This is a genomic window from Micromonospora sp. MW-13, assembly GCF_003434305.1.
Lineage (GTDB): Bacteria > Actinomycetota > Actinomycetes > Mycobacteriales > Micromonosporaceae > Micromonospora.
In genome coordinates, this window is record NZ_QKKX01000033.1 from 25,586 (window position 1) to 48,911 (window position 23,326).

Here is a 23,326-nt window from a genome sequence, read left to right on the forward strand (position 1 = left end):
GGGGCGGTGGCGCCCCGCGATGTGCGGGGTGTTGCGGGTTTTCGGCGCTCCGATGCCACAACATCCCGCACATCGTGATGATCTTGGGCGTGCTCTGCGGCCTGCGCCGCGTCCCCCGCGGTCCACGCCGGGGTCAGAGCCAGCCGGAGCGGCAGGTACCCGGTGAGGACGGCGACCGGTCCGCCACCGTGCGGTGGCGGACCGGTCCGGCGGTCGTTCCTCCCGTGGTCAGCCGCCGCTGGCGGAGGGGGCCGGCGCGGGTGAGCTGCCGCCGGCCACCGCGCCGGGGTGCGGCGCCGTGTGCGGGCTGGGCTTCAGCCCGGCCGGTACGGGCAGCGCGCTGCCCTTGGCGAACTCGTCCCAGTCGACGTTCCAGGCCGTCCAGCCGTTGCCGGCCTGTAGCGGCACCTCGGTGCCCTTGACGGTCACCAGGTCGCCGACCTGGGTGATCCCCATCAGCCAGTCGGCCGCCGTGGCGGAGACGTTGGCGCAGCCGTGGGAGACGTTGGTGTAGCCCTGGTCACCCTCGGACCACGGCGCCGAGTGGATGAACTCGCCGCCCCAGGTGAGTCGCTGCGCGTCGTCGACGTCGACCACGTACCCGCCGTCGGGCTCGCCGCGGGTGTCGAACGTCGTCCGCTCGTGCTTCTCCATGATCACCATCTTGCCGCTGGAGCTGGGCGTGCTCGGCTTGCCGAGGCTTACCGGGATCCGGCGGACCAGCTTGCCGTCCTGGAACACCGACATCTGCTTGGTGGCGTTGTCGATGTCCACCGCGACCTGCCGCCCGATCTTCGAGGTGGCCTTGCGGTCGGCGTCACCCACCAGCGCCTTGCCGATCGGCATCCCCTCCAGCGCCGCCCGGACGCTGATCGCGGTGCCCGGCCGCCAGAAGTCGGGCGCCCGGTAGTACACCTGGCTGCCGTCCTCCAGCCACGACCAGGTGCCCGGCTGCGGCGGGTCGGTCCTGACGAACAGCCGTTTCTGCACCTCCGCCCGCGCCTCCTTCGGCACGCCCGGCTCGAAGGCCACCGTCACCGGCATCGCCGTGCCGTACGTCTGGTTGCCCGCGAAGTAGAGAGTGCTGGTGATCGCCGGCTTCGTCGGCTTCGCCGCCGTGGTGAAGGTGGTCTTGCGGGTGGCGGTCCGGCCCCGGTCTCCGGTCACCGTCACCTCGGCGGTGTACGTCCGCCCCTTCGCCAGGGTCTCGCCGGGCACCCAGCTCGACCCGTCCTCCCGGGGCTCGCCGCCCACCTGCCGGCCCTTGTCGTCGGTCAGCCGGACGGCACTGACCTTCCCGTTCGTCACGCTGGTGCCGACCTCGGCGCTGACCGGGACGTCCCGGGCCCGGTCGGCTGGCGTCAGCTCGACCGCGGGTGGTGGCGCCCCTCCCCCGGCCTCCCCGCCGCGTTCGGCGGTGCACCCGCCCAGGACCAGCGGTGTGGCTGCGACGGTCACCGCCAATAGCTTCAATCGCCGCCTCGTGTTCATATTCCGCACCCCATTCCCATTTCCCCCTTGGCCACATTCTGTACGGCGCAACGGGAGGCGCGGCGCAGCTTTCCAGGAATTACGTGAAGCAATTGTCGGCAGTTTCGGCGGAACCGGGGCGAAAGTGTTCCAGCCACCCCGGAAAGGCCCGGTGTCACGGTTCGGCCGATCCACCCCGGACGACCGTTTCGCCCCGGCCTGCACCCGGCCGGAACCGTCCATCGCGGTCAGCGGTCCCAGTCCTGGTCGCCGTGGTTACGGTCCCACCGGCCGCCGACCGGCGGGGTGTCCAGCCGGGTGGCCGCCACGGCGTTGCCGGCCAGGTCGTTGTCCTCCACCCGGCAGGCGACGAAACTGCCCCGCTCGGTGATCCACAGACCGTGGGTCTGGGTCCGCCTGTCGTGGTTGTCCCAGACCCGGTTGCCCCGGACGGTGGCGGAGTCGAACGCCGCGTTGACCGTGATCCCGGCTCGGCACTGCGGCGCCACCGCCAGCTCGTACGCGGTGCCGGGCAGGGGGGTGTCGCCGCTCCACGCGCTGTGGGCGTCGGGGCGGACCGGGGCGAGGGTGAGTTCGTTGCCGTCGTTCGCGGCGACCACGGCGACCCGCCGGCCCACCCGGAGCACCTTGCCCCGGTGCCCGTCGTGCGGCCAGTCCGCCGTCCGGTCGACCAGCGACCGGTCGCTGTAGCGGACGGACTCCCCACTGCCCCGGTACTCGTCGGCGCACTGCCGGCCGTTGTTGCGGATCCGGTTGTTGAGCAGCACGGCGTCGGTCATCGGGCGGTCGATCCGGATGCCGTCCAGGCCGTTGCCCCAGAAGTCGTTGCTGTCGATGACCACGTCCATGGCCGTTCCCCGGTAGCCGTGTCCCAGGTCGTGCTCGTGGTACCCGTACGCCCCGTTCCCGCTGATCCGGTTGCCCCGGATCGTGTACGGCCCGGGGGTGTTGCCCATGCTGATGCCGTCGCGGATGTTGCCGTCGATGACGCAGTCGGTCAGCAGGCCGCCCCGCCCGGCGATGCCGGACGTCCCCTGCGCGGAGACGTCGTAGCCGGCCTCCAGGTTGCCGATCATGGTGCAGGCGGAGACGACCAGCCCGTCGGCGCCCCAGTCGGAGATGCCGAACCGGTTGCCCTGGCTGTGGCAGCCGATGATCCGGTAGCCGCGCGGCGTCGGCCAGTAGGGCTTCTGCAACTCCAGGAAGATGCCGTTGGTGCCGTTGCCCAGGGTGGTGCAGTTGGCGATGGTGAGCCGCTCCACGGTGCCCCAGCCGCCGATGCCGACGCCGATCCCGGCGCCGCCCATCTCCTCGCCGTTGTCCAGTCGGCCGCAGCCGACCACCACCACCCCCTCGATCAGGCTGTCCTGGAGGAAGTCGCAGCCGAGCCCCGTCGCGGCGGTGTGGTGGATGTAGAGGTTGCGGAACGTCCCGCGCACCACGTACTGGAGGCCGAGCCCCTTGGCCAGGTAGTTGTACTCGGCCATGCCCACCCCGGAGCCGTCGATCTCGAAGTCGGCGAAGGTGCAGTCGGCGATGTGCCGGTCGCGGTCGGCGCCGTGCTGGACCGTGGTCCAGTAGGCCAGCGGCGTCGGCTCGGCGCGGTTGCCCTCGTTGCTCAGCAGGAAGCGGGTCGCGCTCGGACCGGCCCCGATCAGCGACACCCCGCTGCGCCACACCGTGCCCGCGTCCCGGATGGAGTAGATACCGGGCGGGCAGTAGATCACCCGGGCCCGCCCGTCGGCGGCGTACCCGTCACCGAGGCGGTCCACCAGCGCGGACAGCGCGGGTTGGTCGTTGGTCACCCCGTCACCGCGCAGCCCGTACTCGGTGGCGTCACAGTGCAGCGGCGCTCCGGCGACGGCGGGACGGCGGTCCCGGACGGCGACGGGCAGTCCCTGGAACGGCACTCCACTCTCCTCTCGGACGGCGAACGGCGGGCGGTGGACGGCGCGGCTCGCACGCGGACCGCCACGGACGACCGGGGACGGCCATCGGCAGCGCCGATTTCCCGGCCACTGCTCCGGAAAACGGAATGGCGCTGCTGCCGCCTTGGCGCCCCGGTCGAATCGTGCTCGATTCGGGAAACAGTTCCCTCAGTGCGTCCGAGCGGCCATTCTTGCCCCGATCGAGCACGATCTTCCGCGCCGGGACAGATTGGCGGAATTGTCGGGGCAATGCGCCGACGGGGGCTCGACACCCGTTTTCGCCGGAAAGGACGTCCTCGAACCGGGCGAGGCAGTTCGCGACGGGCGCGCCGAATGCGGTGACCGACGGCATCGGGTGCGTCCCGGCCGCCAGGGCGGCCGGAGACGCACCCGATGGGCGCGGACGCGGACCCCGTCCGGTTCGGGCGGGGTCGGCGCGGTCAGACGTTCGCCACCAGCAGGGCGGGCTGCTCGACGCAGTCGGCGACGTGCCGCAGGAATCCGCCGGCCACCCCGCCGTCGCAGACCCGGTGGTCGAAGGTGAGGCTGAGCTGGGTCACCTTCCGCACCGCGAGCTGCCCGTCGACCACCCACGGCTTGTCCACGATCCGCCCCACGCCGAGCAGCGCCGCCTCGGGATGGTTGATGATCGGGGTGGAGCCGTCGACGCCGAACACCCCGTAGTTGTTGAGGGTGAAGGTGCCGCCGGTGAGGCGGGCCGGGGGCAGGGCGCCGGCCCGGGCCGCCGCGGTGGTCTCGGCGAGGGCCACGGACAGCTCCCTGGTGGTGAGCCGCTGGGCGTCGCGCAGGACCGGGACGAGCAGGCCCCGGTCGGTCTGCGCGGCGATGCCCAGGTGCACCCCGCGGGACTGGACGATCCGCTGCCCCTCGGTGTCCACCTGCGCGTTGAGCTGTGGGAACCGGCGCAGGCCGGTGAGGCAGATCCGGGCCAGCAGGGCCAGGATGCTCACCGGCTGGTCCGGCGTCGCGGCGTTGATCGCCCGCCGGGTCTCGACCAGCGCGGTGGCGTCCGCGTCGACCCAGATGGTCACCTCGGGGATCTCCCGCCGGCTGCGGGAGAGCTTGTCGGCGATCGCCCTGCGGATGCCGGTGAGCGGGATGACCAGGTCCTCGTCGGCCGGCCGGGGGGGCTCGGGCCGGTCCGGCACCGGGGCGAGCCGGGGGGCCGGGGCGGCGAGCGCCGCCTCGACGTCGGCCCGGCGGACCACCCCGCCGGGGCCGGTGCCGCGCAGGGAGGCCGGGTCGATACCGTGCTCGCGGGCCAGCCTCCGGACGATCGGCGAGATGACCAGCGCCGGCCGCGGCCCGATGCCCGCCGCCGGGGCGAGCGCGGGAGCCACGGCCGGGTGGGCCCGCACGGGGGGCGACGCCGGGGCGACGGCTACGGGGTCCGGGGCGGGCGCCGGGGCCTCGGCGGGGGTGGCCGCCGACGGTTCCGGGGCGACCGCGAGGCGGGGGCGGCGTCGCCGCCGGCCCGTCCCGCCGTGCCCCGTGCCGTACCCGATGAGGACGTTGCCGGAGCCGGCGCGCTCCTCCTCCCGGTAGGTGGCGTGCCCGGCCGGCTCGCCGCCGTCGCCGTCGGGCGGCGCGATGGTGATCAGTGGCTGGCCGACCGGGCGCGTCTCGCCGGCCGCGCCGTGCAGGGCCACGACCCGACCGGCGTACGGGCAGGGCACGTCCACGACCGCCTTGGCGGTCTCCACCTCGACGACGGTCTGGTCCACGGTCACGGTGTCGCCCACGGCGACCCGCCACTCGACGATCTCCGCCTCGGCCAGTCCCTCGCCCAGGTCCGGCAGGAGGAAGACCTGAGTACGGTCGACGGTGGTCATGCCGCGCTGCCCTGGGCCAGCCAGCGCGGGTCGGGCTGGTCGTCCCACTGGAGCCGGGCCACCGTGTCGAGCACCCGGTCCACCCCGGGCAGGTGGGTGTGTTCCAGCATCGGCGCCGGGTACGGGATGTCCAGCCCGCTGACCCGTAGCACCGGGGCGTGCAGGGCGTGGAAGCAGCGTTCCTGCACCCGGGCGGCGATCTCGGCGCCGACGCCGGCGAAGCCCTGCGCCTCCTGGATCACCACGCACCGGCCGGTCCGGCGCACCGAGGCGGTGATGGTGGCGTCGTCGAGCGGGACGATGGTGCGCACGTCCACCACCTCCAGGTCCCAGCCCTCCTCGCGGGCGGCCTCGGCGGCCTCCAGGGCGACCGGCACCGCCGGCCCGTACGCCACCAGGGTGGCGTCGCGGCCGGGGCGGCGCACGACGGCCCGGCCGAACGGCTCGGTGCGGGTGGGCAGCTCGGCCTCCGCGCTGGAGAAGTAGAGCTTCTTCGGCTCCATGAAGACCACCGGGTCGGGGTCGGCGATCGCCTCGCGCAGCAGCGAGTACGCGTCGTCGACGGTCGCCGGGGTGACCACCTTCAGGCCCGGGGTGTGCGCGTAGTACGCCTCGGACGAGTCGCAGTGGTGCTCGACCCCGCCGATACCGCCCGCGTACGGCACCCGGATGACCATGGGAACGCTGAGCGCGCCCCGGGTGCGATTGCGCAGCTTGGCCACGTGCGAGGCGATCTGCTCGAACGCCGGGTACGCGAACGCGTCGAACTGCATCTCCACCACCGGCCGCATCCCGGACATCGCCAGGCCGACGGCGAAGCCGACGATGCCGGCCTCGGCGAGCGGGGTGTCGAAGCAGCGCTTGTCGCCGAACCGGGCCTGGAGCCCGTCGGTGATCCGGAAGACGCCGCCGAGCTTGCCGACGTCCTCGCCGAAGACGAGCACCCGGTCGTCGGAGGCCAGCGCGTCGGCGAGCGCCGCGTTGAGCGCCTTCGCCATGGTGGTGGCGGCCATCAGCGCCCGTCCTCGGGCTCGGCGGCGGCGGCCAGCTCGGTGCGGACCAGCTCGCGCTGCTCGACGAGCTGCGGGGTCGGCTCGGCGTAGACGTGGTCGAAGAGGCTGAGCGGGTCGACCGCCGGCTGGGCGTTCATCCGCGCGCGCAGGTCGGCGGCGTACGCCTCGGCCTCGTCGGCGATCGCGGCGACGGCGGCGTCGTCGAGCGCCCCCCGGGTACGCAGGTACGCCTCCAGCCGGGCGACCGGGTCGCGGTCGCGCCAGGTGTCGACCTCGGCGGCGTCGCGGTAGCGGGTGGCGTCGTCGGCGTTGGTGTGCGGCTCCATCCGGTAGGTGTGCGCCTCGACCAGGAACGGCCCCTGGCCGGAGCGGGCGTGCTCGACCGCGCGGGTCAGCACGGCGAGCACGGCCACCGGGTCGTTGCCGTCGACCTGCTCGCTGGGCACGCCGTACCCGACCCCCTTGTACGCCAGCGACGGCGCGGCGGTCTGCCGGGACAGCGGGACGCTGATGGCGTACTTGTTGTTCTGCACGAAGAACACGACGGGGGCCTTGAACACGGCGGCGAAGTTGACGCCCTCGTGGAAGTCGCCCTCGCTGGTGGCGCCGTCGCCGACGAAGGCCAGCGCGACGGTGTCCCGCCCCTGGTGGGCCTCCCCGTAGGCGAGCCCGGCGGCGTGCACGCACTGGGTCGCGAGGGGGGTGCACTGCGGGGCGGTGTGCCGCTGCGCGGGGTCGTACCCGCAGTGCCAGTCGCCGCGCAGCAGGGTGAGCACCTCGACGGGGTCGATGCCCCGGGAGACCAGCGCCATCGACTCGCGGTAGGTGGGGAAGACCCAGTCGGTGTCGCGGACGGCGAGCACGGCGCCGACCTGGCAGGCCTCCTGGCCCCGCGCGGACGGGTAGACGGCGAGCCGGCCCTGCTTGGTCAGGGCGGTGGCCTGGGTGTCGAACCGGCGGCCGACCACCATCCGGCGGTACAGCTCGCGCAGCGCCTCGACGGGCGGCTCGGGGTAGTCGGCGCGGGCCGGCAGCGGGGTGCCGTCGGGGTCGAGCAGCCGCACCGGCTCGGGCTGCGGCAGCAGGGCGGCGGCCGGGTCGGTCGTCGCCTGTTCGCCGGCGGGGGCCTTGGTGGGCTTCTTCTTGGCCGGCGGGCGGGTGCGCGGGGATGCCCTGCGGACCGCCTGGGGTGTGGTCGTCACGGCGGGGACCTCCTGGACGTGTGGTGGCCCTATGCTCCTGCTGTTGGATGATTGACTCAAGATCCATGATGAACGTGGGACGAACGGCACCGGGAAGGGCGGGAAGTGAGCCAGGAGACAAATCCGGAGCTGGGCGGGGCGCGCGGGGCGGGACGTTCGGCCGGGCCGTTGGACGAGGTCGACCGGCGCATCCTCGACGAGCTGGTCCGCGACGGCCGGATCTCCATCCGCACCCTCGCCGAGCGGGTGCACGTCTCCCGCACCAACGCGTACGCGCGGGTGGAGCGGCTGCTGCGCGACGGCGTGATCACCGGGTTCCGGGCCCGGGTCGCGCCGGAGCCAGCCGGGCTGGGCACCTCGGCGTACATCGCGCTGACCATCCAGCAGAACACCTGGCGGGAGGTGTCGGCGGAGCTGGCCCGGGTGCGCTACATCGAGCACGCGGCCCTGCTCGGCGGCGAGCACGACGTCCTCGCGCTGGTCCGGGCACCGGACAACGCCACCCTGCGGGACGTGGTGCTGGGCCGGGTGCAGAGCATCTCCGGGGTGCTGTCGACCCGGACCTGGCTGGTCTTCGAGGAGTTCGACGGCGCGCAGAGCCCCTGGGAGTGAGCCGCGCCCACCGGTTCCGCCACGCAGAGCCCGCCCCGGCGGTGGCTCGCTGGGCGGCCGGCCCGGCCGGGCGGTGGCTCAGCGTTCCGGCGGGGCCTCCAGGCCCTCCCGGTCGGCCAGCTCCAGCAGCGGCTCCAGGGAGAACCGTTGCCCGTCCAGCCCGGCGTGCGGGTCGCCGCGCTCGGCGAACCGGGCCGGCACACCGACCACGTCGAAGTCCTCCGGGCGGGCGTCGTCCAGCTCCGACCAGTCCAGCGGCGCGGAGACCAGGGCCTGCGGGGTGGGCCGGATCGAGTACGCCGAGGCCATGGTGTGGTCCCGGGACATCTGGTTGTAGTCGACGAAGACCGGTCGGTCCCGCTGGTCGCGCCACCAGGTGGTGGTGACCAGTTCCGGCAGCCGGCGCTGCATCTCGCGGCCGAGCGCCAGCACCGCCCGGCGGCAGTCGGCGAAGCTCCACCGCGGCTCGATCGACAGGTAGACGTGCAGGCCGCGCCCGCCGGTGGTCTTCGGGTACCCGGTCAGGCCCAGCTCGGCGAGGAAGGCCCGGACCTCGTGGGCGACCGGCACCACCTGGTCGAAACCGACCCCGGGCATCGGGTCGAGGTCGATGCGGAGCTGGTCGGGGCGCTCCACGTCGGCGGCGGTGACCGGCCACGGGTGGAACCGAAGGGTGCCCAGGTTGGCCGCCCAGACCACCACGGCCAGCTCGCTCGGCGCGACCTCGTCGGCCGTCCGCCCGCTGGGGAAGGTGAGGTGCGCGGTGCGGACCCAGTCGGGCGCGCCGGCCGGCAGCCGCTTCTGGTAGAACGCGTCACCCCGGTTGTCCTGCCGGGTGCCGATCCGCGCGCCCTCGAAGACGCCCTTCGGCCAGCGTTCCAGCATGGTCGGGCGGTCGCGCAGCGCGCGCAGGATCCCGTCGCCCACGGCGAGGAAGTAACGCACCACGTCCAGCTTGGTCAGGCCGCGCTCCGGAAAATACGGCTTGTCGGGGCTGGAGACGCGCACGACCCGCTCCCCGACCCGGATTTCCTGCGCCGCCGCCGCCATGCCTGACACCGTACGACGTGGCACCGACACGCGAGGGCGGGTCGGTGCCACCCGACCCCGGCGGGTCGGCCCACGATCAGGGCTTGCGGGCCACGCAGCCGTACTGCGGGACGGTGACCGGCTCCTCCCCGTCGGCCGGCCGCCATCGCGCGCAGGACACCAGGCCCGGGTCGAGCAGCTCCAGGCCGTCGAGGAACCGGGCGATCTCCGCTGCGGTGCGGGACCGGATCGGCGGGGCGGCGTTCTCGTTCCAGAACTTCATGGCCGGCACGTTCGCCTCGCCGCCCAGCTCGACGGTGGGGTGGGTGAGCGCCAGGAAGCTACCCCGCGGCATCACGTCCATCAGCCGGTGGACTATCGCCACGGCCTCCTCGGTGTCGAGCACGAAGTTGAGGATGCCCAGCATCATCACCGCCACCGGCCGGTCGAGGTCCAGCGTCCGGGCGGCGCCGGCCAGGACCGACGCCGGGTCGTGGACGTCGGCCTCCAGGTAGTCGGTGGCCCCCTCGGCGGAGCTGGTCAGCAGGGCCCGGGCGTGCACCAGCACCATCGGGTCGTTGTCGACGTAGACGATCCGGGAGTCCGGCGCGACGGCCTGCGCGACCTGGTGGGTGTTGTCGGCGCTCGGCAGGCCGGTGCCGATGTCGAGGAACTGCCGCACGCCCGCCTCGCCCGCCAGGTGCCGCACCGCGCGGGCGAGGAAGCGCCGATCCGCCCGGGCGACCTCCTGGATGACCGGGAACATGGTGCGGACGTGCTCGCCGACCCGGCGGTCCGGCTCGAAGTTGTCCTTGCCGCCGAGCCAGTAGTTCCACACCCGGGCGTTGTGCGCCACCGACGTGTCGATGCGCTCGGCCCGTTCCCCGTCGCGGACCCCGACGTCGCCGGTCTCTGACACGAAAACTCCTCGGCTGTCGCTGATGTCCGGTCAGCGTAGCCGAGCCCGTCGCCGCGCCGCGCCGCGGCCGGACGCCCCTGACCACCCGCGTGGCGGCCACGCACCACCCGACCGCAGGTCCGAACAGGACGGTGAACAGGCAGGGCTTCCCAGCGGTCGGCCGGGGGGATCCGGACGGTCAGGCAGGCAGGCAGGTGTGGACGGTCAGGACAGCAGCAGCACGCCGACGGCCATCAGCGGCAGCGAGACGAACAGGAAGATGCCGACCCCGGTGAGCACCCGGCCGCCGCCCGCGTCCTCGCGCTCCGGGGCGAGCCCGAACGTCGCCCGGGCCGGCAGCATGCCGATCCGGCTCAGGGTCAGGTCGCCGGTCAGCCCGAGCAGGGTGCCGACCACGATGAGCGCGATGCCGAACCGGAAGACGAAGGCGCCCCCGCTGACCGCCGTCCACACGCCCGCCACCGCGCTGACCGCCACGAGCGCGATGACGAACAGCACGAGTGCCTCCCGCAGGCCCCTGACCACCGTCATCGCTCGCTGCCCCCTCCGGACGGCCGGTCGCCGGCCTCGCATCGTCACCCCGCGCCGCCGGGCCCGCCGGCGACGCCGGTGACATTCTGCCGGTCCGGCGCCCCTCGCGCTGCCCCTGTCCTGTCCACCCTGGCCCGGGAGCGCCGGCTACGGTCCCCGCCGGCGGGGACCGGCCCGCCTGACAGTCTTTGTCTGGCCGGACGGAGGTTTGTCACGCCGCGACGAAATTCCTACGCTGGTGCTTCGGAAAGCGGGCGCCCCGTCCGCCCCCCGCCGGGACGCGCCTCCACCAGTGGCGCGGAGCCGGCTGGAACAGCCCCCTGGGAGTCTGTGTGAAGAACCTCCGTCGCAAGACCCTGGCCGCCGCGTCCACCATGACGCTCGGCGTCGGTCTCGCCCTCACCGGCGGATCGGCCCCGGCGGTGGCCGCCGGCCCGGACACCACCTACCTGGTCATCGCCCCGCAGGGAAGCAAGGCCGACCGGGCTGCCGCCCGGGTGGCCGCCGCCAACGGCACCGTGGTGGTCCGCTACGACCAGATCGGCGTGCTCGTCGCCCGATCCGCCAACCCGAACTTCGCCACGGACGTGAAGGGCGCCGGCGTCGAGGCGGCGGCCTCCACCGCCGGGCTCGGCACCGCCCTCGAAGAGGGCGAGACCGTGGAGGTGCCGGCGGCCGAGGTCGTCAACGCCACGGGCGACCCGACCGCCGAGCCGATGTACGGCCAGCAGTGGGACATGCCGATGATCGGCGTCCCGCAGGCCCACGCGGTCAACAACGGCCGACCGAACGTCGTCGTCGGCGTGCTGGACAGCGGCATCTCCAGCAGCCACCCCGACCTGGCCGGCCAGATCGCCAAGGACAAGAGCGCGTCCTGCGTCGGCGGTGTCGCCGACACCACCGAGGCGGCCTGGAACCCGACCTCCTCCGACCACGGCACCCACGTGGCCGGCACCATCGCCGCCGCCGTCAACGGTGTCGGCGTCACCGGTGTCGCCCCGGGCGTCAAGGTCGCCGCCGTCAAGGTGGTGAACAACGACGGCTTCATCTACCCGGAGGCCGCGGTCTGCGGGTTCATCTGGGCCGCCGAGCACGGCATGCAGCTCACCAACAACAGCTACTTCGTCGACCCGTGGGAGCTGAACTGCCGCAACGACCCGCGTCAGCGTCCGGCGTGGACCGCGATCCACCGGGCCATCCGCTACTCGCAGAGCAAGGGCGTGCTGAACGTGTCGTCCGCGGGTAACTCGAACTACAACCTCGCGGGCAAGGTCACCGACGACGGCAGCCCGAACAACGGGACGCCCGAGACTCGCCCGGACCTGGGCAACGAGTGCCGCGTCCTGCCGGCCGAGGTGCCGGGCGTGGTGACGGTGTCGGCGGTCGGCCCGACCGGGCAGAAGAGCTACTACTCGTCGTACGGCAGGGGCGTCGTCGAGGTGACGGCCCCGGGCGGCGACACCCGGTTCCGCACCCAGGGCGCCCAGTCGACCATCGCCGACGCCATCCTGTCCACCACCTTCAACACGGCGACCAAGACCAACGGTTGGGGTTACAAGCAGGGCACCTCGATGTCCTCCCCGCACGCGACCGGCGTCGCCGCCCTGGCGCTGTCGGCCCACCCGAGGATGGGGCCGGTGCAGCTGACGTTGTTCCTCCAGCTCACGGCGGTGGCACAGGCGTGTCCGGCGGGTGCGGTGTACAACCCGGTGCCGCTGATGGCGGCCGGCCCGCACGCGTACGACGCGACCTGCTCCGGCGGGAAGTCCTACAACGCGTTCTACGGTTCGGGCATGGTCAACGCGTACAACGTGGTGAAGTGACCGCCTGACCGCACGACCAGTGGTGGGGCCCGGCGCGCACGCGCCGGGCCCCACCCGTACGGTCACCGGGTCAGGCCGACCACCGTCGCCAGGTACGCCACCCCGGCCGGCGCCGGGCCGCCGCGCGCCACGTCGGCGATCACCGTACGCGCCACCGGCCGGCACCGGACCTCGGCCGGCGCGGTCCGGTCGGCGTCGACCAGGGCCCGGCCGGCCCGCAGCAGGTCACCGACGTGCAGGTACGCCCGCGCGGCGTCCACCAGGTGCGCGGCCCGGTGCTCGACCGGCAGCCGCCCCCAGGTGCTCCGGCCGGTGACCCGCTCGTGCCGGGTGACCGCCTCGCCGCCGTCGCCCAGGGCGACCGCCGCCGCCACCCGGGCCAACTCGACCGACGTGGGCCCGAAGCTGGTCCGGTGGTGGTCGTGGCCGTCGCCGACCCGCTCGGCGATCTCGGCCGCCCGGTCGGCCAACTCCCCCACGCTCCGCGCGTCGCCGCAGGAGGCGGCGGCAAGGGCGGCCTCCACCAGCAGCGTCCCGCACAGGGCGAGTTCCTGCGGCGGGGCGTCGGACGGCACCGGGGACGCGAACCGGTGTGCGGCGGCAAGTGTCGCCGTCATCGCCAACCCGCCCCGCCCCGACGCGCGCAACGCCTGCCCGAGCGGGATGGCGGCGACCGCCGCCAGCAGCGGGTCATCGCCCGCCACCGCCATCGCCCGGTCGGCGGCCAGCCACGCCACGTCGGCCTCTCCGAGCTTCACCAGCACCGACGCGGTGAGCCGGTACGCCTGCACCAGCAGATCCGCCCCGTCGTCGGCCGGGGCGGCAGCGCGGGCGCGCTGGGCGTCGCCGAGCAGGCCCGGAAGCGCCCGCACCAACTGTGGATAGCCCGCGTGCTGGTACGTCAACCAGGCGTGCTCCACCCGGCGGCGCAGCTCACCCCTCGGCGGCCGTGTTCCGGGGCCGGTCCGGCAGGTGTCGTAGCGGGCCAGCGCCGCCCGAAGCCCGTCCAGCCCCTCGACGGCACCGGCCGCCCCTGCCGGCCGGGCACCCCCGTCGACCAGGACCGACGTGTCCACCCGGAGGACCTCGGCGACATCCTGGACGACGGAGAACCGGTCGAGCGTGCGGACGCCCCGCTCGACCTTGTCCACCCAACTCTTCGACTTGCCCAGCCGGTCGGCGAGCATCTGCTGGGTCATTCCGCGCCGGGCCCGCCACCGCGCGACCCGCCGACCTATCGGCAGGTCATCGCTGGTCACGACGCCACCGCCGGTCCGGCACCGCCCTGGTGGTGTCGTCCACCGGCACCCGGTCCGCCTCGGCCTGCTCCAACAGCCGCCGCTTCGCCGCCTCCCGCTCGGCGGCCTCGGCCTGCTCACTCCGGCTCGGCACCGGATCGTCACCGCGCACCTGCATCCCCACCTCCGTTGGTAGGGGCGCGGCGGCAAGCTCGTGGAAGGACCGTCACCGCCGCGCCCGGACAATGGGCACGACGGCGACCAACCCGCTGCCGCTGTAACTTCCCACTGATCGCGCCCAGTAGTCCAATGCTCACGATCAGGCGATCGGTGGGCCAGGTGCGGACAGGGCTACAGACAGTAGTGACTGATCCAACTGACACGGCTTGTACTAGCTACACGCCGACAAGCGATGCAAGATCCGCCAATTCCTGCGACATTGCTCGACGGCGCTGCTCGGCGATGGACCGCACGATGTCCCGTGCGTACCGCTGCTGCCGTAACCATGCCGGGGCGTTCTTCCGCAGATCGAGTAGTACGTCGGTCGCCTGCCCGTACTGGCGCATCTCCGCGTACGCCCAGGCCACGTCCAGGCGGTGCCGCTGCCAACTCGACGCCACCACCATCGGCCCTGGGGGCACGAGCGCTGACAGTTCCAGCACCCGGCCCGGGTTGCCGGCCACCGCCGCCGCCTCGACCCGCTGCATCTGCACCCGTCCAGGATCGAAGCCCTTGACCATCATCAGGTGCCCCGGCTCCGGGTTCCGCTCACCGATCCTGACCGCCGCCGCCGCTGCGGCCTCGGTCAGATCAGACGCCAGATCGGGCTGGTTGTCCCGGGCGTAAGCGGCAGCAGCGCCCATCAGCAGCCATCCCCACGCGGCCAACTCCCCCGGGGTCGCCCGACTGAACTTCGGCTCGATCGCATCGGCGGTCGAAACGGTCAACTCGGCAGCCTCAGCCAGGCGACCCTGACGCAGCAGCAACCAGCACATGCCCTGGATGACAGTCGCCCCTACCACCTGGTCACCGGCCTTGTGGGCGGCGTCGAGTGCGCCCGCGAGCGCGGTCTGCGCCAGGTCTCCGGCACGGAGTTGGATCAACAGGTTGCCGGTGAGGTGTTGAACACGGGCGAGCAGCCGGTACAGGCTCGTCCGGGTGACGCCGTCCGCCGCCGCTGCCGCAAGCCGAGCGTCAAGCAGCAGAGAGGGCAGCATCGCCAGCGCCGAAGCGAAGTCGTTGGCGTGGTATACCCGGTCGCAGACTCGCAGCCTGCTCTCAAGCGCATCAAGCGTGGGCGGCTCGGCAACCATCGGCTTCACCAGCTCGGCACCAGCAAGCCCGCGCACCGGCGCGACCGCGCGACGGATTTCCGCCAGCGAGAGTGGACGGCTGTCGGGCTCACCACGTGCCGCCGCCCGGGACGCGTCACCCATGAGAGCGGTGGTTGGTACGCCAAGCGCATGCGCGAGCTTCCGGAGAGTGGGAATACGGGCACTCTGCCGCGTGCCCTGTTCGAGCTTCCTGATGACCCCGACATCGACACCCGCCGCCTCCGCAAGCTGCTCCTGCGTCAGGGTCGACTGGCGACGAATGCGGGCCAGGTGCTCACCGATGGTCGGCTCCATGTGAATCCCTCCCAGGTAGCGGTCTGGGCGGCAGTTTCGTCGGCCGCTACAACAAGCGGAGCCGCCACTTCGGACGGTACACCTCGCTGAATGCCGGAGAGTAACGCCACACGTTCAAGAAGTAAGTGGATGAGGGTCGTGTGACGGCGATTCCCGACAACCTCAGCCGCCTCGCCGACGATCGACTCCCCGCTTCCAGATGAGGGTTGCCATCTCGACGGCGACACGTGCCCGACGGTTGCTAGGGTCGCGCGGGTGACCGGTCTCCAGCGGCTCGACATCCACCACGCCGCCGCGCTGCTCCGCTTCGAGCGGGAGAACCGGGCGTACTTCGCCCGGTCCGTGCCAGACCGGGGCGACGACTACTTCGCCGGCTTCGCCGCGCGGCACGCGGAGCTGCTCGCGGAGCAGGCCGCCGGGCTGCACCACATCCACGTCCTGCTCGACGGCGACGGGGTCGTGCTGGGCCGGTTCAACCTGGTCGACGTCGCCGACGGCGGCGCGGAGCTGGGCTTCCGGGTGGCCGAGCGGGCGGCCGGGCGGGGCGTGGCGACGGACGGCGTGCGCCGCGTGGTCGAGCTGGCCCGTGCCGGGTACGGGCTGCGCCGGCTGGTCGCGTCGGCCGCGCTGGACAACGCCGGTTCGCTCGGGGTGCTGCGGCGCACCGGTTTCGTCCCGGCCGGCACGGTGCTGCTCGACGGGCGGCCCGGGCTTCGGCACGTCCGGGAGCTGGGGGCCTGACGCGGGGCCGACGCGCCCGCGTCGCCCGCCCGGGGCCGGTTCGCCCTTCACGTCCTCGCGTCGGTGCGACAGGATGCGGAGATGCTTCCGATGCCGCGCGCACTCCTGCTCGACTTCGGCGGCGTCCTCGCGGACGCCCCGCTCGGCTTCACGATCCCACCCGAACTGGTCCGGCGGCTGGTCGAGCTGGCCGGGGGCGCACGGTCGGCGGAGGAGGTCACCCGGGACCTGAGCGCCGCGTCCAGGGCGTACGCGCGGTGGCGGGACGACGTGGGCAACCGCGAACGGTCGATGGAGTTGCCCCACGCGCGGGTGTGGGCCGAGTTCCTGACCCCCGACTGGCCGGCCCCGGCGCGGGAGGCCGTCGAGCGGGAGGCCACCCCGCTGGCGTACCTGTGGACGTGGCGCCCGGAGTGGGCCGTTCGTCCCGGCATCCCCGAGGTGCTGGCCGCTGCCGCGCGCGCCGGCCTGCCGATGGCGATCGTCAGCAACACCCTCTGTGGCGCCGCGCACCGGGACTTCCTACGCGGGGTCGGCCTCGACGGGCGGTTCGCGGCGCAGTTCTACAGCGACGAGGCCGGGCCGCGCAAGCCGAACCCGGAGCTGGCCCGCCTCGCCGCGCGGGCCGTCGCCGTGCCGGTCGGCGACTGTTGGTTCGTCGGCGACAGCGTGCACCGGGACATCGTGTGCGCCCGTCGAGCCGGGGCGGGCGTGGCGGTGCTGATGCGCTCGCCGCGCACCGACCGGGAGCCCCCGCTACCGGGGTTCGCCCCGGACGCCGTGGTCGACGACGGTCACGGTCTGCTCGCGCTGCTGCGGGACGCCGGGGCGGTCGCCCCGGCCGGGTGACGGCGTTTCCGTAGCTCATGTCGTTGCCGGACCAGCCGGCCGAGGAGGTCAGCCGGGCGGGGGCGGGGGGAGGATCTGGCGGAGCTGGCCGGGTGGGGTGGCGCGGGGGCGCCACTCCCGGGGGTAGCCCACCGACACCTCCTCGAAGCGCACCCCGTCGTGCCAGGTGGTACGGGGGATGTGCAGGTGGCCGTAGACGGCCGCGACGGCGTCGTAGCGCAGGTGCCAGTCGGCGGTGGCGTCGGTGCCGCACCACTGGGCGAAGATCGGATAGCGCAGGACCCGGGTCGGCTCGCGCACCAGCGGCCAGTGGCTGACCAGCACCGTCGGCAACGCCGGGTCGCGGGCGTCGAGCCGCCGGGCGGTCTCGGCGACCCGGGCCGCGCACCACGCCTGCCGGCTCGGGTACGGGTCGGGGTGCAGCAGGAACTCGTCGGTGCAGACGATCCCGGTGGCGTACGCCTCGGCGAGCGCCTCCTCGCGGGTGTCCAGCCCCTCGGGCCGCCAGCCGTAGTCGTACAGCAGGAACAGCGGCGCGACCAGCGCCGGCCCGCCGGGGCCCCGCCACACCGGGTACGGGTCCTCCGGGGTGAGCACGCCCAGGTCGCGGCAGACCCGGACGAGGTGCCGGTAGCGGGCCTCACCGCGCAGGGTGACCGGGTCGGCCGGGGGCGTCCACAGCTCGTGGTTGCCGGGCACCCAGACCACCCTGGCGAAGCGGCGGGCGAGCACGCCGAGGGCCCATTCGACGTCGGCCACGCTGTCGCCCACGTCGCCCGCGACCAGCAGCCAGTCGGCCGGCGAGCCGGGCCGCAGGCCCTCGACGATGGCGCGATTCTCCGCGTACCCCACGTGCAGGTCACTGATGGCGAGCAGCGCGCCGTCGTCCTCCCCCACCCGTCGATCCTACGGGAGGCCACCCCGCCCCGGCAGGCGCGGCGACGACGAGGGCGGGTGCTCGGCGCAGGGGTCACGGAGGTCGACCGGGGCGGCGGGGGCGGACCGGGTACGATCAGCACGGGCCGTGACTGGCGCGTGGGGATGGACAACCATCGGGAAGCGGTCCCGTCATGAGGACGTCTGCCGAGCGCCTGGGCCTTCCGCACGTCACCAGGAGGTCTCATGCCGTCGCCGAATGCCGAGTCCACCGCCTTCCGCAGCGCCCTTGAGGTGATCCGCGCCGTCGAGCCCCGGGTCGCCGACGCGATCGGGGCGGAGCTGGCCGACCAGCGCGAGTCGCTCAAGCTGATCGCCAGCGAGAACTACGCCTCCCCCGCCACGCTGCTGGCGATGGGCAACTGGTTCAGCGACAAGTACGCCGAGGGCACCGTCGGCCGCCGGTTCTACGCCGGCTGCCAGAACGTCGACACGGTCGAGGCGCTCGCCGCCGAGCACGCCAAGGAGCTGTTCGGCGCCGCGCACGCGTACGTGCAGCCGCACTCCGGCATCGACGCCAACCTGGTGGCGTTCTGGGCGGTGCTGGCCGACCGGGTCGAGGCGCCGGCGCTGAAGAAGGCCCAGGTACGGCAGGTCAACGACCTGACCGAGCAGGACTGGTTCACGCTGCGCCGGGAGCTGGGCAACCAGCGGATGCTCGGCATGTCCCTGGACGCGGGCGGGCACCTCACCCACGGCTTCCGGCCGAACATCTCCGGCAAGATGTTCGACCAGCGCAGCTACGGCACCGACCCGGTGACCGGGCTGGTCGACTACGACAAGGTCGCCGAGGCGGCCCGCGAGTTCAAGCCGATGATCCTGGTCGCCGGTTACTCCGCGTACCCGCGCAAGGTGAACTTCCGGATCATGCGGGAAATCGCCGACTCGGTCGGCGCGACGTTCATGGTCGACATGGCGCACTTCGCCGGCCTGGTGGCGGGCAAGGTCTTCACCGGGGACTTCGACCCGGTGCCGCACGCGCACATCGTCACCACCACCACCCACAAGTCGCTGCGCGGCCCGCGCGGCGGCATGGTGCTCTGCGGCCCGGAGCTGGCCGACCAGGTGGACCGGGGCTGCCCGATGGTGCTCGGCGGCCCGCTGCCGCACGTGATGGCCGCCAAGGCCGTCGCGCTGGCCGAGGCCCGCCGCCCCGACTTCGCCGGCTATGCCCAGCGGGTCGTCGACAACGCCCAGGCCCTCGCCGAGGGGCTGCTGCGCCGGGGCGCGAAGCTGGTCACCGGCGGCACCGACAACCACCTGGTGCTGATCGACGTCGCCGGGTACGGGCTGACCGGCCGGCAGGCCGAGCAGGCGCTGCTCGACTCGGGCATCGTCACCAACCGGAACTCCGTCCCGCAGGACCCGAACGGCGCCTGGTACACCTCGGGCATCCGGATCGGCACCCCGGCGCTGACCACCCGGGGCCTGGGCGTCGCCGAGATGGACGCCACCGCCGAGCTGATCCACACCGTGCTCGGCCGGACCACCCCCGGCTCGAACACCGACGGCACCCCCTCGAAGGCCAAGTACGTCCTCGACCCGGCGCTGGCCGACAAGGTCAGCCGCCAGGCCACCGACCTCCTGTCGGCCTTCCCCCTCTACCCCTCGATCACCCTGGCCTGACCCACCCGACTGGTTGGTGATCAAGAGGTTTGCGTCAGCGGCAGGGGCCGATCCTGACGCAAACCTCTTGATCATCGGGGCGGGACGCCGGGGGGCGGGGGGTGTTTAGGGCAGGGGGCGCTTGAGGTGGTAGCGGTGCACCTCGGTGCTGCCCTGGATGTTGTTCACGTCCTCGGCGGCGGAGACCAACTCCCAGCCGTCCCGGCCGGCCCGGTTGAGGTGGGCGATCGCTGTGTCGCCGTACGCGGTGATGTCGGAGCGGGACCCGTCCGGGCCGTACCAGACGAACGAGACGTGGAAATTGCGTCCCTGCCCCTGGTAGCGGCGGACCAACAGCGCGTACTCCCATGCGACCATGTGGTCCATTATGGCCGGTGCGCCCGGATGACGGACGCACGGGGGGTGGCGGAACGACGACAGTACGGGGTCAGGCCAACCCCGCCCCGGCCGGCGTCCGCACCAACTCGTCGGCGATCAGCGCGGCGAGACGGTCCAGGCCGACGTCGATCTGCGCGCAGGTGACGGCGCTGATCGACAGCCGCAGCGCGGCCACCGGGGCGGTGTCGTCGTAGAAGTGCGCCATCGGGGTCCACAGCACGCCGTACTCCTGCGCCGAGCGGCGCAGCAGCGCGTCGTCGACGGGGAACGGGACCGTCAGCACCGCGAAGAACCCGCCGGCCGGGACGTTCCAGGACACCGGGGAGGGCGCCGGAAAGCGCCGCGCCAGGCCCGCCACCAGGTGACGCAGGTTGCGGGCGTACGCGGCGCGCTCCCGGGCGTTCGCCGCGACCAGGCTGCCCCCGTGGGCGAGCAGCGCGCCCCCGACCACTGCCTGGGCGATCGCCGAGGTGTTCACCGTGACCATGCTCTTGATCTTCGCGAGCTGGTCGGCGAACGGCCCGACCGTTCCGTCGGAGTCCCGGACCCGCTGGTCGGCCACCAGGTAGCCGACGCGGGCCCCGGGCAGCACGGTCTTGGCGAACGAGCCGAGGTAGACCACCCGCCGGCCGGTGTCCAGGGCCTTGAGCGTCGGCACCCGCTGCGCGCCGTCGGCGTGGAACAGCCCGTACGGGTTGTCCTCGATCAGCAGCAGGTCCTCCTCCGCGGCGAGGTCGAGCAGCCGCCGCCGGTCGGCCAGGTCGATGCTGGTCCCCGACGGGTTGGCGAAGTCCGGCATCACGTAGCAGGCGCGCGGGCGCAGCCCTTCGGCGCGGGCCCGGCGCACCTGCGCGCGCAGGTCGGTCAGGTCGATCCCGGTCGGGCCGCCGACGACCGGGCGCACCGGCAGGTCCACCAGCCGGGCCGCACCGGTGAGGCCCACGTACGTCGGGGCGACCGCGAGCAGCACGTCCCGGGGGCCGGCGCGCAGCGCCCGCAGCACCAGCAGCATCGCCTCCTGGCAGCCGACGGTCACCACGATCGACTCCGGGTCGACGGTGATCCGCTCGTCGACGGCGAGGTTGCGGGCCACCAGGTCGTGGATGATCCCCTTGGTCCGGCCGTACTGGAACAGGGTGCGGTGCACCTGCTCCGGGCCGTACCCGAGGTCGTCGACCAGGTGCGCCCGGAAGGTCTCCAGGTGCCGGTGCAGGTCGGCGACGTCGAAGAACTCCTCGTACGGCCGGCCGGCGGCCAGCGACACCGCCGCCGGGTAGCGGTGGGCCACCTCGTTGAGGAAGTTCATCGAGTTCAGCGCCGGATCGTCCACCGCCGGGTGCAGGTCCGCGACGTCCAGGTCCACATCCAGGGCCGGGTCCACCGGTCGTCCACCGTCCACGTCTCTCAGCCTCCCGTGATCGTCCGCAGGTCGCGGGCCTCGGCCGGGTCGGCACACCCGGCGAGGGTGAGCGCGTCGCGCAGCTCGGCGGCGAGCAGCGCGAACGCGGCGTCGGCGCCGGCCCGCCCGGCGACGGCCAGCGCCCACAGCAGCGGCCGGCCGACCAGCACCCCCGACGCGCCGAGCGCCAGTGCGCGCAGCACGTCGACGCCGCCGCTGATCCCGCTGTCGACGAGCACCTCGCACCGGTCGCCCACTGCGGTCAGCACCTCCGGCAGCATGGTGACGGCGGCCGGGGCCGCGTCGAGCTGCCGCCCGCCGTGGTTGGACACCACCACCGCGTCCGCGCCCGCGTCGGCGGCGAGCACCGCGTCGCGGGGGTCGAGGATGCCCTTGACCACCAGCGGCAGGTCGGTCTGCCCCCGCAGCCAGCCGATGTCGGACCAGGTCAGGGCGGTGGCGAAGGCGGCGCTGGTGTGCCGGGCGACGGCGGAGGCGCCGGGGGTGCCGGCGTGCGCGAGGTCGTCGCGGCTGCCGGGGAGGTTGGCCGCGGCCACCTCCGGCGGCAGGGCGAAGCCGTTGCGCACGTCGCGCAGCCGGGGGCCGAGGATCGGCACGTCGACAGTGACCATGAGGGCGGTGCAGCCGGCCCGGTGCGCCCGGTCCACCAGTTCCCGCACCATCCCCCGGTCGCGCAGCCAGTAGAGCTGGAACCAGACCGGGCCGCCGGCCGCCGCGATCTGCTCGATGGTGGCGCTGCTCAGCGTGCTGGCCACGTAGGGCACCCCGGCCGCGTGCGCCGCCGCCGCGAGCGCCGGCTCGCCGTCGGGGTGCACCAGCCGCTGGTACGCCATCGGCGCCACCGCCACCGGCAGGGCCTGCGGCCGGCCGAGCAGCGGGGCGTCGGTGCGGGGCCGGTCGACGCCGCGCAGCATCCGGGGCAGCACGGCGATCCGGTCCAGCGCGGCCCGGTTCGCCGCGAGGGCGGTCTCGCTGCCGCTGCCGCCGGCCACGAAGTCGTACACCTCGGGCGGGAGGACGTCGCGGGCCAGGGCGGCGAAGTCGGCGAGGCTCGCCGCGAACGGCGCTCCGCCCGGCCCGGGGGCGACCGGCTCCCCCGGGCCGGCGGGCGCGGGGCGGGGCGGGGCCAGGTCAGCCATCGACGGCACCCGCGTCGGCGGGGACCGCCGGGGCGGTCCCGAGCCGCCCGCGCAGGAACGCGGCGGCCCGGTCCTGGGCCCGCCGGCCCGCGTCGAACACGCCCGGCATGGCGAAGAACCCGTGGATCATCCCGTCGTAGCGGGCCAGCTCGACCGGCACCCCGGCGTCGCGCAGCCGGGACGCGTACCGCTCCCCCTCGTCGCGCAGCGGGTCGTACTCGGCGGTCACGACCAGGGCCGGCGGCAGGCCGGTCAGGTCCTCGGCGAGCAGCGGCGAGGCGAGCGGGTCCTCGGCGGTGGCGGGGTCGGGCAGGTAGTGCCCCCGGTACCAGGCCACCGAGTGCCGGTTGAACAGCAGCGGGTCCTGCTCGCCGGCCGGCTCGTCCCGCCCGCGCTGGTCGGTGTTCGGGTAGACCAGCAGTTGGGCGGCGAGCGTCGGCCCGCCCGCGTCCCGGGCCAGCAGGGTGACGGCGGCGGCGAGGTTGCCGCCGGCGCTGTCCCCGCCGACGGCCAGCCGGTCCGGGTCGACCCCGAACTCGTCGGCGTGCCCGGCGAGCCAGCGCACGGCGGCGTGGCAGTCGTGCACGGCCGCCGGGAACGGGTGCTCGGGGGCCAGCCGGTAGCCGACGGTCACCACCTGGCAGCCGGCGGCGTTGGCCAGCCGGCGGCAGATCCCGTCGGCGGTGTCGACGCTGCCCAGCGTCCAGCCACCGCCGAAAAAGTAGACCAGCGTGGGCAGCCGGCCCGACCCGGCCGGCCGGTGGACGCGGACCGGGAGGTCCCCGGCGGGGCCGGGGACGACCGAGTCGCGCACCTCGTGCACCGGCTCGACGTCGCCGCCACCGGCCCGGATCGCGGCCAGGTCGGCGGCGCGGGCCTCGGCGAGGGACTGGGTGTACAACGGCGCGACGCCGGCCGCCGCGCGGGCGGCCCGGTACGCGATCACCTGCGGGTCCAGGGGCATGCCGGT

At 73.9% G+C, this 23,326-nt stretch carries 21 protein-coding genes and 1 riboswitch; of the genes, 5 read left to right on the plus strand and 16 right to left on the minus strand.

Annotated elements, in window-relative coordinates:
- Positions 1-228 precede the first annotated feature (228 nt).
- The 5 genes from C5N14_RS17545 to pdhA form a co-directional block, all read right to left on the minus strand.
- On the minus strand, positions 229-1,491 hold the full coding sequence (locus tag C5N14_RS17545) for an Ig-like domain-containing protein (protein WP_117669184.1): 1,263 nt from the start codon (positions 1,489-1,491) through the stop codon (positions 229-231).
- A 227-nt stretch (positions 1,492-1,718) separates the two neighbouring features.
- Positions 1,719-3,401 carry a right-handed parallel beta-helix repeat-containing protein gene (locus tag C5N14_RS17550; RefSeq protein ID WP_117669185.1) on the minus strand — a complete coding sequence of 561 codons (1,683 nt, stop codon included), beginning with the start codon at positions 3,399-3,401 and terminating at the stop codon, positions 1,719-1,721.
- A gap of 458 nt (positions 3,402-3,859) precedes the next feature.
- Positions 3,860-5,272, minus strand: coding sequence for a dihydrolipoamide acetyltransferase family protein (locus tag C5N14_RS17555; protein WP_117669186.1), 1,413 nt, complete (start codon positions 5,270-5,272; stop codon positions 3,860-3,862).
- The gene (locus C5N14_RS17560) at positions 5,269-6,285 is read right to left on the minus strand and encodes an alpha-ketoacid dehydrogenase subunit beta (protein ID WP_117669187.1); all 1,017 of its coding nucleotides are present in this window, start codon (positions 6,283-6,285) and stop codon (positions 5,269-5,271) included. Before C5N14_RS17560 ends, C5N14_RS17555 begins: the two co-directional genes overlap by 4 nt.
- A complete protein-coding gene (gene pdhA, locus C5N14_RS17565; protein WP_117669307.1) occupies positions 6,285-7,520 on the minus strand; it encodes a pyruvate dehydrogenase (acetyl-transferring) E1 component subunit alpha in 1,236 nt (411 codons plus the stop codon). The genes C5N14_RS17560 and pdhA overlap by 1 nt, the downstream gene beginning before the upstream one ends.
- Positions 7,521-7,592: 72 nt before the next feature.
- Here pdhA and C5N14_RS17570 point away from each other — a divergent pair, with 72 nt between their 5' ends.
- On the plus strand, positions 7,593-8,099 hold the full coding sequence (locus C5N14_RS17570) for an Lrp/AsnC family transcriptional regulator (protein ID WP_117669188.1): 507 nt from the start codon (positions 7,593-7,595) through the stop codon (positions 8,097-8,099).
- Positions 8,100-8,177: 78 nt separating this feature from the next.
- Here the strand turns inward: C5N14_RS17570 and C5N14_RS17575 are convergent, their stop codons facing one another.
- From C5N14_RS17575 to C5N14_RS17585, 3 genes are all read right to left on the minus strand, one after another.
- Positions 8,178-9,149 carry a DNA polymerase domain-containing protein gene (locus C5N14_RS17575; RefSeq protein ID WP_117669189.1) on the minus strand — a complete coding sequence of 324 codons (972 nt, stop codon included), beginning with the start codon at positions 9,147-9,149 and terminating at the stop codon, positions 8,178-8,180.
- A gap of 76 nt (positions 9,150-9,225) precedes the next feature.
- Positions 9,226-10,047: an SAM-dependent methyltransferase gene (locus C5N14_RS17580; RefSeq protein WP_117669190.1), complete on the minus strand. Its 822-nt coding sequence runs from the start codon at positions 10,045-10,047 to the stop codon at positions 9,226-9,228.
- A gap of 204 nt (positions 10,048-10,251) precedes the next feature.
- Positions 10,252-10,578: a hypothetical protein gene (locus tag C5N14_RS17585; RefSeq protein WP_117669191.1), complete on the minus strand. Its 327-nt coding sequence runs from the start codon at positions 10,576-10,578 to the stop codon at positions 10,252-10,254.
- 332 nt (positions 10,579-10,910) lie between these two features.
- Between C5N14_RS17585 and C5N14_RS17590 the strand changes: the two genes are divergently transcribed.
- A complete protein-coding gene (locus tag C5N14_RS17590) occupies positions 10,911-12,401 on the plus strand; it encodes a S8 family serine peptidase (protein WP_117669192.1) in 1,491 nt (496 codons plus the stop codon).
- 62 nt (positions 12,402-12,463) lie between these two features.
- Here C5N14_RS17590 and C5N14_RS17595 read toward each other — a convergent pair whose 3' ends face one another.
- The 3 genes from C5N14_RS17595 to C5N14_RS17600 all read right to left on the minus strand — a co-directional run bounded on the left by C5N14_RS17595 (position 12,464) and on the right by C5N14_RS17600 (position 15,267).
- Entirely contained in the window at positions 12,464-13,600 is a 1,137-nt protein-coding gene (locus C5N14_RS17595; protein ID WP_243639736.1) for a helix-turn-helix domain-containing protein, read from the minus strand.
- 46 nt (positions 13,601-13,646) lie between these two features.
- Complete coding sequence (locus C5N14_RS32240) at positions 13,647-13,817, minus strand: hypothetical protein (protein WP_165878145.1); 171 nt, start codon at positions 13,815-13,817, stop codon at positions 13,647-13,649.
- Positions 13,818-14,034: 217 nt separating this feature from the next.
- The gene (locus C5N14_RS17600; RefSeq protein WP_117669194.1) at positions 14,035-15,267 is read right to left on the minus strand and encodes a helix-turn-helix domain-containing protein; all 1,233 of its coding nucleotides are present in this window, start codon (positions 15,265-15,267) and stop codon (positions 14,035-14,037) included.
- A 255-nt stretch (positions 15,268-15,522) separates the two neighbouring features.
- Between C5N14_RS17600 and C5N14_RS17605 the strand changes: the two genes are divergently transcribed.
- Entirely contained in the window at positions 15,523-16,008 is a 486-nt protein-coding gene (locus C5N14_RS17605; RefSeq protein ID WP_117669195.1) for a GNAT family N-acetyltransferase, read from the plus strand.
- An 81-nt stretch (positions 16,009-16,089) separates the two neighbouring features.
- Complete coding sequence (locus C5N14_RS17610) at positions 16,090-16,857, plus strand: HAD family hydrolase (protein WP_117669196.1); 768 nt, start codon at positions 16,090-16,092, stop codon at positions 16,855-16,857.
- 48 nt (positions 16,858-16,905) lie between these two features.
- Here C5N14_RS17610 and C5N14_RS17615 read toward each other — a convergent pair whose 3' ends face one another.
- Positions 16,906-17,754 carry a metallophosphoesterase gene (locus C5N14_RS17615; RefSeq protein ID WP_117669197.1) on the minus strand — a complete coding sequence of 283 codons (849 nt, stop codon included), beginning with the start codon at positions 17,752-17,754 and terminating at the stop codon, positions 16,906-16,908.
- Positions 17,755-17,871: 117 nt separating this feature from the next.
- A riboswitch (ZMP/ZTP riboswitch) is annotated at positions 17,872-17,961 on the plus strand.
- Positions 17,962-17,979: 18 nt separating this feature from the next.
- Here C5N14_RS17615 and C5N14_RS17620 point away from each other — a divergent pair.
- On the plus strand, positions 17,980-19,419 hold the full coding sequence (locus tag C5N14_RS17620; protein ID WP_117669198.1) for a glycine hydroxymethyltransferase: 1,440 nt from the start codon (positions 17,980-17,982) through the stop codon (positions 19,417-19,419).
- A gap of 105 nt (positions 19,420-19,524) precedes the next feature.
- On the opposite strand, the gene C5N14_RS17625 is transcribed toward C5N14_RS17620, so the two are convergent.
- The 4 genes from C5N14_RS17625 to C5N14_RS17640 all read right to left on the minus strand — a co-directional run bounded on the left by C5N14_RS17625 (position 19,525) and on the right by C5N14_RS17640 (position 23,320).
- On the minus strand, positions 19,525-19,785 hold the full coding sequence (locus C5N14_RS17625; protein WP_117669199.1) for a hypothetical protein: 261 nt from the start codon (positions 19,783-19,785) through the stop codon (positions 19,525-19,527).
- A 61-nt stretch (positions 19,786-19,846) separates the two neighbouring features.
- Complete coding sequence (locus C5N14_RS17630; protein WP_117669308.1) at positions 19,847-21,205, minus strand: PLP-dependent aminotransferase family protein; 1,359 nt, start codon at positions 21,203-21,205, stop codon at positions 19,847-19,849.
- Positions 21,202-22,356: an alpha-hydroxy acid oxidase gene (locus C5N14_RS17635; protein WP_243639711.1), complete on the minus strand. Its 1,155-nt coding sequence runs from the start codon at positions 22,354-22,356 to the stop codon at positions 21,202-21,204. Before C5N14_RS17635 ends, C5N14_RS17630 begins: the two co-directional genes overlap by 4 nt.
- Positions 22,349-23,320 (minus strand): alpha/beta hydrolase, encoded by a 972-nt coding sequence (locus C5N14_RS17640; protein ID WP_117669200.1) that lies wholly within the window; start codon positions 23,318-23,320, stop codon positions 22,349-22,351. The genes C5N14_RS17635 and C5N14_RS17640 overlap by 8 nt, the downstream gene beginning before the upstream one ends.
- Between the last annotated feature and the right edge of the window lie 6 nt (positions 23,321-23,326).

What these genes read in the sequence shown, in the direction of transcription:
- C5N14_RS17545 (WP_117669184.1), bottom strand. Translation starts at nt 1,491, where the DNA reads ATGAACACGAGGCGGCGATTGAAGCTATTGGCGGTGACCGTCGCAGCC.
- C5N14_RS17555 (WP_117669186.1), bottom strand. Translation starts at nt 5,272, where the DNA reads ATGACCACCGTCGACCGTACTCAGGTCTTCCTCCTGCCGGACCTGGGC.
- C5N14_RS17560 (WP_117669187.1), bottom strand. Translation starts at nt 6,285, where the DNA reads ATGGCCGCCACCACCATGGCGAAGGCGCTCAACGCGGCGCTCGCCGAC.
- C5N14_RS17575 (WP_117669189.1), bottom strand. Translation starts at nt 9,149, where the DNA reads ATGGCGGCGGCGGCGCAGGAAATCCGGGTCGGGGAGCGGGTCGTGCGC.
- C5N14_RS17585 (WP_117669191.1), bottom strand. Translation starts at nt 10,578, where the DNA reads ATGACGGTGGTCAGGGGCCTGCGGGAGGCACTCGTGCTGTTCGTCATC.
- C5N14_RS17595 (WP_243639736.1), bottom strand. Translation starts at nt 13,600, where the DNA reads ATGACCCAGCAGATGCTCGCCGACCGGCTGGGCAAGTCGAAGAGTTGG.
- C5N14_RS32240 (WP_165878145.1), bottom strand. Translation starts at nt 13,817, where the DNA reads ATGCAGGTGCGCGGTGACGATCCGGTGCCGAGCCGGAGTGAGCAGGCC.
- C5N14_RS17600 (WP_117669194.1), bottom strand. Translation starts at nt 15,267, where the DNA reads ATGGAGCCGACCATCGGTGAGCACCTGGCCCGCATTCGTCGCCAGTCG.
- C5N14_RS17610 (WP_117669196.1), top strand. Translation starts at nt 16,090, where the DNA reads ATGCTTCCGATGCCGCGCGCACTCCTGCTCGACTTCGGCGGCGTCCTC.
- C5N14_RS17620 (WP_117669198.1), top strand. Translation starts at nt 17,980, where the DNA reads ATGCCGTCGCCGAATGCCGAGTCCACCGCCTTCCGCAGCGCCCTTGAG.
- C5N14_RS17625 (WP_117669199.1), bottom strand. Translation starts at nt 19,785, where the DNA reads ATGGACCACATGGTCGCATGGGAGTACGCGCTGTTGGTCCGCCGCTAC.
- C5N14_RS17635 (WP_243639711.1), bottom strand. Translation starts at nt 22,356, where the DNA reads ATGGCTGACCTGGCCCCGCCCCGCCCCGCGCCCGCCGGCCCGGGGGAG.
- C5N14_RS17640 (WP_117669200.1), bottom strand. Translation starts at nt 23,320, where the DNA reads ATGCCCCTGGACCCGCAGGTGATCGCGTACCGGGCCGCCCGCGCGGCG.